The sequence below is a fragment of the Undibacterium sp. SXout7W genome (assembly GCF_049339385.1).
In the GTDB taxonomy this organism is placed as follows: Bacteria; Pseudomonadota; Gammaproteobacteria; order Burkholderiales; family Burkholderiaceae_D; genus Undibacterium.
On sequence record NZ_JBMPPF010000011.1, the window covers coordinates 51,376 to 64,345 of the forward strand.

Annotated in this window: 12 protein-coding genes; 6 read left to right on the forward strand and 6 right to left on the reverse strand. The window is 51.4% G+C overall.

Annotation, left to right across the window (positions count from 1 at the left end):
• Nucleotides 1-307: 307 nt before the first annotated feature.
• Nucleotides 308-1,432, forward strand: a complete 1,125-nt coding sequence (locus ACO0LB_RS11910; protein WP_423049314.1) for a beta-ketoacyl-ACP synthase III — start codon at nt 308-310, stop codon at nt 1,430-1,432.
• Nucleotides 1,433-1,512: 80 nt separating this feature from the next.
• Here the strand turns inward: ACO0LB_RS11910 and ACO0LB_RS11915 are convergent, their stop codons facing one another.
• Together ACO0LB_RS11915 and sigJ are read right to left on the reverse strand one after the other, a co-directional pair.
• A complete protein-coding gene (locus ACO0LB_RS11915; RefSeq protein ID WP_423049315.1) occupies nt 1,513-1,974 on the reverse strand; it encodes a carboxymuconolactone decarboxylase family protein in 462 nt (153 codons plus the stop codon).
• 156 nt (nt 1,975-2,130) lie between these two features.
• Nucleotides 2,131-3,012, reverse strand: coding sequence for an RNA polymerase sigma factor SigJ (gene sigJ / locus ACO0LB_RS11920; protein WP_423049316.1), 882 nt, complete (start codon nt 3,010-3,012; stop codon nt 2,131-2,133).
• A gap of 216 nt (nt 3,013-3,228) precedes the next feature.
• Between sigJ and ACO0LB_RS11925 the strand changes: the two genes are divergently transcribed.
• Nucleotides 3,229-5,850, forward strand: a complete 2,622-nt coding sequence (locus ACO0LB_RS11925; protein WP_423049317.1) for a cation-translocating P-type ATPase — start codon at nt 3,229-3,231, stop codon at nt 5,848-5,850.
• A gap of 251 nt (nt 5,851-6,101) precedes the next feature.
• On the opposite strand, the gene ACO0LB_RS11930 is transcribed toward ACO0LB_RS11925, so the two are convergent.
• The 3 genes from ACO0LB_RS11930 to ACO0LB_RS11940 all read right to left on the reverse strand — a co-directional run bounded on the left by ACO0LB_RS11930 (nt 6,102) and on the right by ACO0LB_RS11940 (nt 8,205).
• A complete protein-coding gene (locus tag ACO0LB_RS11930) occupies nt 6,102-6,623 on the reverse strand; it encodes a TlpA disulfide reductase family protein (protein ID WP_423049318.1) in 522 nt (173 codons plus the stop codon).
• 281 nt (nt 6,624-6,904) lie between these two features.
• The gene (locus ACO0LB_RS11935; RefSeq protein WP_423049319.1) at nt 6,905-7,696 is read right to left on the reverse strand and encodes a transporter; all 792 of its coding nucleotides are present in this window, start codon (nt 7,694-7,696) and stop codon (nt 6,905-6,907) included.
• A gap of 53 nt (nt 7,697-7,749) precedes the next feature.
• Nucleotides 7,750-8,205: an Lrp/AsnC family transcriptional regulator gene (locus ACO0LB_RS11940; protein ID WP_423049320.1), complete on the reverse strand. Its 456-nt coding sequence runs from the start codon at nt 8,203-8,205 to the stop codon at nt 7,750-7,752.
• Between the two features lie 287 nt (nt 8,206-8,492).
• Here ACO0LB_RS11940 and lysA point away from each other — a divergent pair, with 287 nt between their 5' ends.
• Nucleotides 8,493-9,743: a diaminopimelate decarboxylase gene (gene lysA / locus ACO0LB_RS11945; protein WP_423049321.1), complete on the forward strand. Its 1,251-nt coding sequence runs from the start codon at nt 8,493-8,495 to the stop codon at nt 9,741-9,743.
• A gap of 121 nt (nt 9,744-9,864) precedes the next feature.
• On the opposite strand, the gene ACO0LB_RS11950 is transcribed toward lysA, so the two are convergent.
• Nucleotides 9,865-10,623 (reverse strand): phytanoyl-CoA dioxygenase family protein, encoded by a 759-nt coding sequence (locus ACO0LB_RS11950; RefSeq protein WP_423049322.1) that lies wholly within the window; start codon nt 10,621-10,623, stop codon nt 9,865-9,867.
• 135 nt (nt 10,624-10,758) lie between these two features.
• Here ACO0LB_RS11950 and ACO0LB_RS11955 point away from each other — a divergent pair, with 135 nt between their 5' ends.
• From ACO0LB_RS11955 to ACO0LB_RS11965, 3 genes are all read left to right on the forward strand, one after another.
• Nucleotides 10,759-11,832 carry a 3-deoxy-7-phosphoheptulonate synthase gene (locus ACO0LB_RS11955; protein ID WP_423049323.1) on the forward strand — a complete coding sequence of 358 codons (1,074 nt, stop codon included), beginning with the start codon at nt 10,759-10,761 and terminating at the stop codon, nt 11,830-11,832.
• A 239-nt stretch (nt 11,833-12,071) separates the two neighbouring features.
• Entirely contained in the window at nt 12,072-12,500 is a 429-nt protein-coding gene (locus tag ACO0LB_RS11960) for a YeeE/YedE family protein (protein ID WP_423049324.1), read from the forward strand.
• Nucleotides 12,500-12,943 carry a DUF6691 family protein gene (locus tag ACO0LB_RS11965; RefSeq protein ID WP_423049325.1) on the forward strand — a complete coding sequence of 148 codons (444 nt, stop codon included), beginning with the start codon at nt 12,500-12,502 and terminating at the stop codon, nt 12,941-12,943. Before ACO0LB_RS11960 ends, ACO0LB_RS11965 begins: the two co-directional genes overlap by 1 nt.
• The last annotated feature ends 27 nt before the right edge of the window (nt 12,944-12,970 follow it).

Consider the following 12,970-nt stretch of genomic DNA (forward strand, 5'->3'; position numbering starts at 1 on the left):
ATAGCTGAAATAACATCACCGATACGGCATAGCTGAACAACGATAAAACAAGAAATGATGGAAGGGCAGGAAGAAAATATCTTCCTGCCCTTTTTTGTATGCTATTGCGTGGAACAAGTGCTCTATTTCCGTCAGCAGAGCTTAAACTGCGGCGTAATTTGTGTAAAATTGAGCGACAACGTCGCGCAATTTCATGCGTGCCCACTACTAAACAGACACGACCAAGCTCCGACAATAGCACCAGTCTTCTGGTCACGCGCCGCGAACGTCGTGCAAGACAGATACAACAGACATAAGAAAGAAAACGATGAACAAAGTAGTCATCAGCGGAACTGGCCTTTTCACACCATCTGAATCCATTTCAAACGAAGAACTGATCGCCTGTTTTAATGCCTATGTGCAGCAATTCAATGCAGACAATGCGGCAGCCATCGCCAGCGGCGAAGTAACAGCACTCGAAGAATCCAGCGTCGGCTTTATAGAAAAAGCATCCGGCATCAAATCGCGTTTTGTCATGGACAAAGCTGGCGTACTTGATGTCAGCCGCATGGTGCCGCGCATTCCTGAACGCAGCGATGATCAACCATCTATTATGTGCGATATGGCCGTGGCCGCATCACGCGAAGCGCTGGAACGTGCTGGCAAGACCGCCGCTGATGTTGACGCCGTCATCGTCGCCTGCAGCAACTTGCAACGCGCTTATCCCGCCATCGCAGTAGAGGTTCAAAGCGCGCTCGGTATTGATGGCTATGGTTTTGACATGAATGTCGCCTGCTCCTCCGCCACGTTTGGTATTCAGGCCGCTGTCAGCGCCATCCAGAGCGGTCAGGCGCGCGCGGTACTGGTGGTGAGTCCGGAAATCACCAGCGGCCATCTGAACTGGCGTGACCGTGACAGTCATTTCATTTTTGGAGATGCATGTACTGCTATTCTGCTGGAGCGTGCTGATCTGGCAACGTCGGCATCCCAGTTCGAGATCGTCGGTCTGAAACTGACCACCAAATTTTCAAACAACATCAGAAATAACTTTGGCTTTCTGAATCGCGCCGATGAATCAGGCATTGGCAAGGCAGATAAATTATTCCGTCAACAAGGTCGCAAAGTATTCAAAGATGTCTGCCCTCTGGCGGCTGCCACAATTACCGCGACAGTAGAAGCTGCAGATATCCCCGTCACCAACGTCAAGCGTTTCTGGCTGCATCAGGCGAATCTGAATATGAATCTGCTGATCGCCCGCCTGATACTGGGCCGCGATGCAACACCAGAAGAATCGCCGACCATCCTTGATACCTACGCCAACACCTCATCGGCTGGTTCCGTGATTGCCTTTCACAAACACCACGAAGACCTGCAACAAGGCGATATCGGCGTGATCTGTTCGTTTGGAGCAGGATATTCCATCGGCTGTGTCGTGGTCAAAAAATTATCCTGATCCATTCTTCGCTGGATACTGAATTAAAAAAGCCGCTGGGTGCTGCTGCCCGGCGGCTTTTCTGTTGATTCAGATTTACTTCAGATTGACGGTTGCACAGCCTGCTCCTGTACAGGGATATGAAAGCTGATGCCAATCCGGTTCCAGGCGTTCATCAACGCAATCGCATAGACCAAATCAACGGTTTCCTGCTCATTAAAATGCTCATCCAAGGTACTTTGCACCTCATCCTGCGACCGATGCGTAGCCAGCTTCGTCACGGATTCTGCCAATGCCAATGCTGCACGTTCACGCGGGGTATAAAAATTGACTTCCCGCCAGGTCAGCAGGCTATTGATACGCTGAAAAGTCTCACCTGATACCAGCAAATCCCGCGCATGTTTATCCACGCAATACGCGCAGCCATTGATCTGCGAGACGCGCAAAAAGATCAGATCGATCAGTTGTGACCCCAGACTGGATTTCTCCAGTACCGCATTCACACCGCGCAACGCCTGCGCCAGACTGGCACCGGCAGCCGTATAGTTGACTCTGATATTCATTGTGACTCCTGTCATGATGGTGCAGACACCCTGTCTGCCTCTCTCAACAAGACGCTCAGAACACGTTGTTTGTGACAAATATCCTTCAAAAATTAAAAATCAGCGCGTCAACACCATCAACGATTCAACATTGCTCCTTTACTCGGTTTTTCCATTTCAGGACAGCAAAGCTCTGGCAACATTCTGTAATTTATCAGGATGTCGTACCGTGTAGATGGCCGTTAGTTGCTGACCGTTTGTATCAATCGATATCGTCGCATCCAGTCCATCCTCCACGTAACGTAACAGCCCCGGAATACCATTGATCATGGCGAACTGATAGCGACAAGCAGAACCGAATTGGCGTGCCGCGACATGGTACAAGCGGGCGATCCTGTCCGCGCCGTAGAGAATACGATTCACCGATACAACTTTACCGCCACCATCGGCCATCAGCAAAGCATCTGATGCCATTAACGCACGCAGGTCGGCCAAATTACCGGAATTCGCGGCCTGAACAAAGCGTTCTAGCACATTGCGATGCAGTTCATGATCGACCTTGAATCGTGCCCGCGGCAAGCTGACGCGCTCACGGGCACGGTGAACGAGTTGCCGGCAGGCGGACTGCGTCTTCCCCAACATATCGGAGATCGCCACATACTCAACATCAAAAATGTCATGCAACAGCAATGCGGCGCGCTCTTCTGGCGTAAGACGTTCCAGTAACAATAAAAACGCCATTGACACGTCACTCGCCAGCTCTGCCGCCCACTCAGGCGTCACCGGCTCAGACCAGACCAAAGGCTCCGGCAACCACGGTCCGCTATAAGTTTCACGCTCCCGTTGCAGCAAGCGCAAACGATCAATGGATAAACGTGTCGTCACTGTCACCAGCCAGGCTTGGGCATTGAGTATCTGCGCCACATCAGTTGCATGCCATCGTATATAAGCTTCCTGCAACACATCTTCGGCATCCGCTTTACTACTTAACATCCGGTACGCGATGCCATACAAGCGTCCACGGTGAAGATTAAATTCGTTCAAACTATTATTCTGCATAGAGGTATTACTCCTAACTGTTGCCTCAGTCCTGTATCTTTGACTTTATGCCAGTAGACGCTGGCCGCGCGTCATTTGTGACAGCAAGCGCAATATCGCGGCTGTCTGTGCCAGATCATGCCAGCGTCAGTATTATCCGCGCGCAGAGGATGATTTGTTACTATCCTGCTATGGACATTTTGTAGCTCAATCACCTTCCTGATGGCGCGACACCTTATGCAAGCAGATCATACAGGCCCAGAATCCGGTCTCAGTTCCCCGGTAGCGGCACAATTGCTGGCGCAGCATGGCACCAATGAGTTACCGACGGCAAAGCCGCAAAATGTCTGGCGCATTGCATGGAAAGTGATTACCGAACCCATGCTGCTATTGCTGATTGCCTGTGGAGTCATCTACCTGCTGCTCGGTGACCGGCAAGAAGCGCTGGTGTTGCTGGTATTCGTGTTTGTGATTATCGGTATCACCTTCTTTCAGGAACATAAAACTGAACGGGCGCTGGAAGCCTTACGTGACTTGTCGAGTCCACGTGCGTTGGTCATCCGCGACGGCATACCACAACGGATTGCCGGACGCGATGTAGTCAAAGGAGATGTGCTCGTGCTGGCAGAGGGCGATCGGGTGGCAGCTGATGCAGTATTACTGTCCTGCCTGAATCTGAGTATGGATGAATCCCTGCTGACTGGCGAATCCGTGCCCGTTAGCAAAGCACTCGCAGAAAATGAGCCGACCGTCATGGGACAAGCAGGAGGCGATGGTCTGCCATTCGTGTTTTCCGGTTCATTGGTTGTGCAGGGAAAAGGCATGGCGCGTGTGATTGCCACAGGTGCTGAGACGGCCATTGGTCATATCGGACAGGCATTATTTGCGGTACAGGAAGAACCCACCCGTGTTCAGCGGGAAACCGCACAGGTCGTACGCGTAGTCGCGATCGCCAGTATTTTGCTGGCAGTCTTGCTGGCCTGCTGGTATGCCATCAGCAGGCATGATGTGCTGAGTGGTGTGCTGGTTGGCATTACGTTTGCAATGGCAGTCATTCCGGAAGAATTACCCGTGGTGCTGATGTTGTTTCTGGGGATAGGTGCCTGGCGCATCGCCAGACAACGAGTGCTGACGCGCCGGATTCCTGCCATAGAAATGCTGGGAGCCACCACTGTCCTCTGTGTCGATAAAACCGGCACCCTGACGCAGAACAAAATGGCCGTCACACAGTTATATGCACAGGGACAAGTGTTCAATTGCCATCCGACATCGCTGTCTTTACCGTTATCACAACTGCCAGAAGAATTCCATGAAGTGATCGAATACGGCATCTTGTCCAGCCATCGCGATCCTTTTGATCCGATGGAAACGGCGATTCTTGCCTGCGGCGAGGCAAGTCTGAAAAAAACCGAACACCTGCATGGCGACTGGACATTAGTCAGCGAATATCCTTTGTCTAAAGAGTTGCTGGCCATGTCGCGGGTATGGACCTCAAAGGATCTGGCGCAACTGGTGATTGCTGCCAAAGGCGCGCCGGAAGCGATTGCCGATTTATGTCATCTTGATCCGGCCGCACTACAAACCATTACCGCAGAAACCGATCGCATGGCGGCGCAGGGATTGCGTGTGCTAGGTGTCGCCAAGGCACAATTTTCTACCCGCGACTCTGGCAAACAACTTCCAGCCATTCAAGCCACAGCAGAGCATCTGCCACCAATACAACACGATTTTGAGTTTGAATTCATCGGCTTGATCGCACTGGCTGATCCTGTTCGCGACGGCGTGCCAGCCGCGATTGCAGAATGTCAGTCGGCAGGAATCAGAGTCGTGATGATCACTGGCGACTATCCGGCAACCGCCAGCAACATCGCAGCGCAATGCGGCATTGTTTCACCGGAAAAAGTCATGACCGGGTCGCAAATCAATCAGCTCAGCGATACCGAACTACAAAATGCAGTCAAGACTGTGTCGGTATTTTGTCGTGTTGCACCAGAACAAAAACTACGTCTGGTGAATGTGCTGAAAAGCGCTGGCGAAATCGTTGCCATGACGGGAGATGGCGTCAACGATGCTCCGGCATTGAAATCCGCGCATATCGGCATCGCCATGGGCAAACGCGGTACCGATGTGGCACGGGAATCCGCATCCATGGTCTTGCTGGATGATGATTTCTTTTCGATTGTCGCGGCGATCCGTTCGGGACGCAGAATTTTTGATAATCTGCGCAAAACCATCGCCTTCATTATTGCTGTACATGTCCCGGTCGTGGGCATGTCTCTGATTCCTGTGATGCTGGGCTGGCCTGTCGTGTTAATGCCGGTGCATATTCTTGTACTGCAACTGATGATCGACCCTACCTGCTCGCTGGTATTTGAAGCAGAAACGGAAGAGCCTGACAGCATGCGCAAACCGCCGCGTGCCACCGATGCCAGTATCTTTGACCGTCGCGTGGTGTATATGGCCGGAATACAGGGACTCGTGCTGCTGGCAACGGTCCTGCTGGTATTCAAAGGCAGCATGGAATGGGGATACAGTGACCATCAGGCACGTGCACTGGCGCTGACCTCGATGGTCGCGGGCAATATCGGTCTGGTGTTTATTCATCGCTCTTTGTCGCGCAATTTCTGGCAATCGGTATTGCTGCCAAATCCGGTGATATGGTGGGTCATCGGCAGTACCTGTACGCTCATGGCGCTGGCACTGAGCATGCCAGCATTACATCAACTGTTTTATTTTGAAGCACTACAACTCAAGCCATTACTGGCCACGCTGGCAATCACACTGATGAGCACAGGTCTGCTGGTCGCCATCAAATATGGCTACCAGCAACCGGTATCAGGTCACTCAATCGTCAGATAGGCGTTTCGTCGAACGAGCTGCTCAATTCACAGCAACAATCAGGCTAATGAGGTATCAGTATGAACATCCGTTATCGCAAGACCTTCACGCGATAACATGAAGATACGATCAAAGCGATGAAAGCGATCAAGGCCAGAAGGATGACCTGATCGCAATGGAAGTTGCAAAACAGTCGAAGTTGCAGAAGCAAGGGAGCTGGTAACGAGCGCGATGTGGGCTGATGCAATCGCTGTCAACCAGCGTTATCCATATTAAGCAGCCAGTGCTTTTTCCAGTAGTGTATGCAGCTCGCTAAAAGAAGGTTCGCCGACATAGCGTTTTAAAATCACGCCTTTTTTATCGATCACATACGTCGTTGGCGTCAGTTTGACATCGCCAAAACTCTGAGCCAGTTTCCCCTGGACATCCAGCGCCACATGAAACGGCAACTTGCGGGTTTCGGTGTAATTCAATACGTAATTTGGCGGATCATAACTCATCGCAACGGCAACAAATTCCAGACCTTGCTGATGGTATTTGTTATAGGTTTCTATCATGTGCGGCATCTCTGCTACACAGGTCGAACAAGAAGTCGCCCAGAAATTCACCATCACGACTTTGCCACGAAGACTTTGTGTGCTGATCTGCTGGCCTTGCAAATTGGTAAAACTGACATCCGGCACCACCGGATCGCTGGCCAGCGACTGGTAAAACAAACCACCCAGAATCACCAGTGCGGTGGCTGCCAAAACTGAAAACAAAGCAAATTTACGTGGTGACGATGGAGCCAGCATATAACTTCCGATAACAATAATTACAGTAGATACTCATGAACAACTTACGCGACATTGTCCTGGTAAGGCCAGACAAGCTTCCTGCGTCCGGGGAAACATCACTTGCAAACGATGTTCGTTGCGCCAGTCTGCAACAGATTGCCTGACATGCTTGCTAAACAATAGCGAAGAAAGCAGTGAAACATGTAACAAGCAACCAGCGCACCACAGGAACCATTTTGTTCTAGTCCTGTCATTATACTTTTTCTGCCTATGACCAGTCAGACAGAATCAGCAACAGATCACCACAGTTTTGCCACAGGAAACACCACACCGGCAAACACCGACCAGTCAGGTGAACTGCTCGTCAATCCCTTGATGACACCAACATCAAACGTCAGACGTTTGTTCGGGCTGTATGTCAACGCTGTCAATACCTGCCCTTGCGCTTTGGTACCAGGACGACGAGCACCGGCCCATTCGGCAGTGAATTCCCACTGTTCATTCAGCGACATCGATAGCGCAGATGACAATCCTGTTTGCCAGCGGGAAGTGTTGTCCTCCGCAAATCCAAGGCGTGTGGTATTCAGATTCAGGTCGAGATGAAAAGTTCCGATATCTTTGCTCAAAATACCATTGAGCGTGATATCTCTTTTACCCGTTCCAATGGCTTGGGACGCAGTCGGTATTTTTCCCGCAAGTTCCAGACCGTAAGCAGTATCTTCATCCACCAGAAACGCTCTTTTCAGTACCAGCGAAGTATCTCCAACGCCGCGGTCCCGCTGACGGACGCCATCATCGGCTGTCGTATCGGCAATGACATGCGCTTCGCCACCCAGCAAAATACCCCATTCTTGTGACCATGAGAGTTTCAGCAGATAGGGCAAGCTATGCCGCCTGTCGGTATCGGTTCTGGCTGACAATACACCAAGCTCCATTTCCAGTTGTCCGGCGACCGGCAATTGCGCAGAATTAGAGACCGATGGGCGATACGGCGTAATCGGCGCTTCCACTCCCTCCGTAGCGGAAGCGGACGCAACCAGAAAGGTGCTCGACGACAGCAGGCACAGTAAGTTGCAAATCATTTGACGCATCAATGAACTCCCTTCAACGGTATGAGTGGCAACCATCATGGCTGCATTGGATGTCAATCAGCATCTATGACAGGCACCGTGATTGGCTTTCCAGCCACATGGGTTGTCAGGACAATCGCGGTCGAGGTGGAACCGAACGCATTCAAGGCATTGATAATGCGCTGCAAGTGCTCTACGTCCGTCGCCAGTACCCGCATCACCGCACCATCTTCTCCTGTCACCGTATAACAGTCCACTATTTCCGGTGTCTCAGCAACATAATTGGCGTAAGGCCGTCCCTGCTGCGTGGACAGGCGTATCATCGCCGTGATCTGATAACCCAAAGCACGCGGATTGATATCGGCGCGGTAGGCGCGAATCACCTGAGCAGCTTCCAGCCGCTTGATGCGTTCCGAGACAGCAGGCTGACTCAGGTGTACCTGACGTCCGATTTCGGCATGTGATATACGGGCATCCTGTTGCAATAATTGCAGGATTTTCTGATCAAACTGGTCAATTTTTGGATTCATAAGCATTTTCCGTGTTTTTCCAATCAATTCAATCAAAAGCGCTGAAATTCCTGATGAAACCCTCTTCAGACTATCACTTATGCTTGTTAAAGTAGAGATTACACTAAACCGCTCAACAGGCTGAATATTAAGCTATGAATGAAGCTATTAAGAAACTATTAATGAAGCCAATAAGGCAACCAGTAACGACACTAACGACGTTTGCCAGCAACCGAATCGCAATACTCAGCCCTGATGAAGCAATGTAGTCATTCAGTAACTCATACCATCACTTGCCACTATTTCCCATGCCAAACTCTATCAGCAACGCCCAGATCGCCCGCATCGCACAAGAATTCCAGACTCCTTGCTGGGCTTACGATGCCAATGTCATTCGTCAGCAAATCGCTCGTCTGAAACAGTTTGACGTGATTCGTTTTGCCCAGAAAGCGTCCAGCAATATTCATCTGCTTCGTCTGATGCGCGAAGAAGGCGTGCTGGTCGATTCTGTTTCTCTGGGAGAAGTCGAACGGGCGCTGGCGGCAGGCTATGCGCCTGATCCGCAAGCCACCGCCGCCGATCACGCGCCGATTGTTTTCACGGCTGATTTGCTGGATCGCAATGCACTCGCACGCGTGGTGGAGCTGAATATTCCTGTCAATTGCGGCTCGCCCCAGATGCTGGAACAATTAGGCAAAGCGCATCCGGGACACCCGGTCTGGTTACGCATCAATCCCGGTTTTGGTCATGGTCACAGCCGCAAAACGAATACTGGAGGCGAGCAAAGCAAACACGGGATCTGGTATGAACATTTGCAAGACTCACTGAGCATCATCGATCAATATGGTCTGAAACTGATCGGTCTGCACATGCACATCGGCTCCGGTGTTGATTATGACCATTTGCAAAGTGTCTGCGACGCGATGATTGCTCAGGTTAAACTCTGCAAACACGATTTGCTGGCCATTTCGATTGGTGGCGGATTATCGATTCCTTATCGCAACGGTGAAGCGGTTGTGGATACTGATCACTATTTCCAGATCTGGGATAAAGCACGTCAAGAAATTGAAGCCTATCTGGGTCATTCCATCAGCATGGAAATCGAACCAGGCCGCTTCCTGGTAGCACAATCCGGCATCCTGATTTCAGAATTACGGGCACAAAAACAGGTGGGCAATAATTTCTTCGCATTGGTGGATGCTGGCTTCAATGATCTGGCACGTCCGGCGATGTATGGCAGTTTCCATCGTATCAGCGCGCACGCACCGGATGGCTCGCCAAAAACTACCGCGCTGCGCCCCACCGTTGTGGCAGGACCTTTATGCGAATCTGGCGATGTCTTCACGCAAGAAGATGGCGGCGTCGTCACGACGCAGGATTTACCTGCTGCTGATATCGGCGATCTGTTTGTATTTCATGATGCCGGTGCTTACGGTGCCAGCATGTCGTCGAATTACAATTCCCGTCCACTGATACCTGAAGTGCTGGTGGATGGCGACAATATCCGACAAATCCGCCGCCGCCAGACGGTACAGGAACTGATCGCGCTGGAACTGTAACCGTTCAGTCTTTTACCCATTCGTCATGCGCGCATCGCATGTGCACCTCGTGTGCACCATCCTTCAGAGGGAATAACAACGCCCTCTGAAGGATGGGTAATGAGTGATGAGCAGTCACAGATCACTTTGACAGAGCAATTTCCGGCAAAGCAGCAGAACGGCTGCCTGGTTTGGGAATATTGTCTGCATCGCGGTAAGTAAATACCATCGATAACTTTGTTTCTGTTGTCTGGTTGCGTCCGGCAGCATGAAACAGATTACTATGAAACAGCAACACGTCACCCTGCGCTAACGGTACGGCGATAGCCTGTGCCAGCAATGCCTGATTCTGCGGCAGATCCGTGCGTAAAAACTGCGCTGCATCCAGCTGCTCTGCATCAATCTCTGATGTATGCGAGCCGGGAATCACCAGCAGACAACCGTTCTCGACAGTCTCCTGACGCAGCGCCAGCCAGGCAGAAATTAATTCTGGCCGCTGAAAATGCCAGTACCTGCTATCCCTGTGCCAACCAGTTGCCGTCGAATATTGCGGCTGTTTGGTCATGATGCAATTGTGATGTGCCTGCGACATCATTGCCCCCTGTCCCAGCAAATCCAGCAAAACACTGGTCAGTTGATCATTGACAGCCCAGTCAGCCAGCAAAGAGCTGCGCGCATACGCCTGCAACAAGCGTCTGGCGGTCTGGCCGCCTTCCGCATCGCGTGATGCAGGAGCGCCGGGATAACGGGTATCGGCTTCGTATTCGATAGGCTGCGCCTGTGCAGCCAGTTGTTCCTGTGCGAAAAGAATCACTTCTTCGCACATCGCAGACGTTGCCAGTTGTGGCAACACCAGATAGCCAAGAGTATGAAATGCCTGTCGTTGTGCGGTAGTCAGCATGTGCGTCAACTGTAAAAAAATGCAACCAGTATTGTGCCATGAACCTGAAAATCCACCATACAACATGCATACACACTGAGCCGGATCAAAATTGGGTCATAATATGCGCCATCTTTTATGCACCTCCCTCTGACCATGACACAAACTACTCTCGAAAATATCAACGTCACCTCGTTTGACAATATGCCTACCCCGGAAGAGCTGCATGCTCGTCTGCCACTCAGTGATGTCGCCAGCCATGTGGTGGAACAAAGCCGGGAAACACTGCGCGATATTCTGGAGCGCAAAGACAAGCGCCTGTTCGTCGTCGTCGGCCCTTGTTCGATTCACGATCCGGTTGCGGGTCTGGACTATGCGCGTCGCCTGAAAGCCCTGCAAGAAGAAGTCAAAGACGTGATGCTGCTGGTTATGCGTGTGTATTTCGAAAAGCCACGCACGACTACGGGCTGGAAAGGCTATATCAACGACCCTTACATGGATGATTCCTTCCGTGTCAATGAAGGGATGGAAAAAGCACGCCGTTTTTTACTGGATGTCTGCGAACTCGGACTGCCAACAGGCACTGAGGCACTTGATCCTATTTCGCCACAATATCTGGGTGATCTGATTGCCTGGACCGCCATCGGTGCGCGTACCACTGAATCGCAGACGCATCGGGAAATGTCATCCGGCTTATCAACACCGGTTGGGTTCAAGAATGGTACGGACGGTGACATCAGCATTGCGATCAATGCGATTCTGTCGGCATCGCATCCGCACTCTTTCCTTGGTCTGAACAGCGAAGGCCGGGTTGCTATCGTGCGCACCAGCGGTAATCAATACGGCCATGTGGTATTGCGCGGCGGCGGTGATCGTCCTAACTACGATACGGTGTCGGTGGCAATGGCGCAGCAAGCCTTGCAGAAAGCCAAGCTGCCAGCCAATATCGTCGTCGACTGCTCACATGCCAACAGCTACAAAAAACCTGAACTGCAACCGCTGGTAATGGCAGATGTGGTCAATCAAATTGCCAACGGCAATGACGGCATCGTCGGCGTGATGATCGAATCAAATATCGTGGCTGGCAATCAATCCATTCCTGCTGATTTATCTCAACTCAAGTATGGTTGCTCGGTGACCGATGCCTGTGTCGATTGGGAAACAACAGAAAAAATGTTACGCGAGGCTGCAGACAGATTGCGTAACAAAGCATCTGCCACCGCTGCCTGATATCGCCGCATGACATCACTGATGCCGTTGAGCTTTTGCCAAATTCAGGCCAAAAATGGCACTGAATAGAACTAAACAGCACTCAATGGCATGAAATAGGAACTCAAGCAGGAAGCTCAGCCAAGGAACAAGGCGTTGAAACTCAACAGCAGATACCGGCTGTCACTACATTTGTCACAGTGGATGGCAGCATCCACTGTCCGGCATGTTTTGTTTTAATCGGGATACGATTTTCTACGATGAATAATGTTGCTTTTTACACGGCACTGGCTGGCGGCATCCTGATTGGAGGCGCTGCGACACTCCTGCTGTTGCTGAATGGAAAAATTGCCGGAATCAGTAATATTCTGGGCAAATTACCGTTTACCCATCAAGATGATCGCCTCTGGCGCGTATTATTTTTGGCTGGACTGATCGGTGGTGCAGCAGCATACAATCTGTTTTCTGGCGACGCACCGGTTGCGCGTATGCATTTTCCAGCATGGTTGCTGGCGATCGCGGGATTGTTGGTCGGCTTTGGTACTTCCATGAGTAATGGATGTACCAGTGGTCATGGCGTCTGTGGGCTGGGGCGTTTGTCACTACGTTCTCTGGCTGCCACAATGGTGTTTCTGGTGGTCGGCATTATCACCGCCATTGTGACTCGCCACGTATTTGGAGTCGCATAATGCCCTTACTCGTCAGCTTACTGAGCGGTCTGATCTTTGGCTTGGGTCTGGGTCTGTCCGGCATGACACATGCACAGAAAGTACTGGATTTTCTTGACCTCGCCGGTAACTGGGATCCCAGCCTGCTCTTCGTGCTGGGCGGTGCTGTCAGCGTCACTGTCGTTGCCTTTCATTTCGTTCTGAAACGTGACAAACCTGTATTTGCCACAGGTTTTGATTTACCGCTACGCAAACATCTTGATGCGCCGCTACTGATTGGCGCAGCCGTGTTTGGAATCGGCTGGGGCATCAGTGGCTACTGCCCCGGTCCGGCGATTGCATTACTGGCAGCACCGAATCAGGAGGCATGGATATTTATCCCCGCGATGCTGGCGGGCGCATGTCTGCATCGGCTCTGGTCTGCCTTGCAGCGCAAGGCCACCGTCGGCGACGAAAAAGAATAAATCCAGCTGCGGACAGTTAAAGTCTGC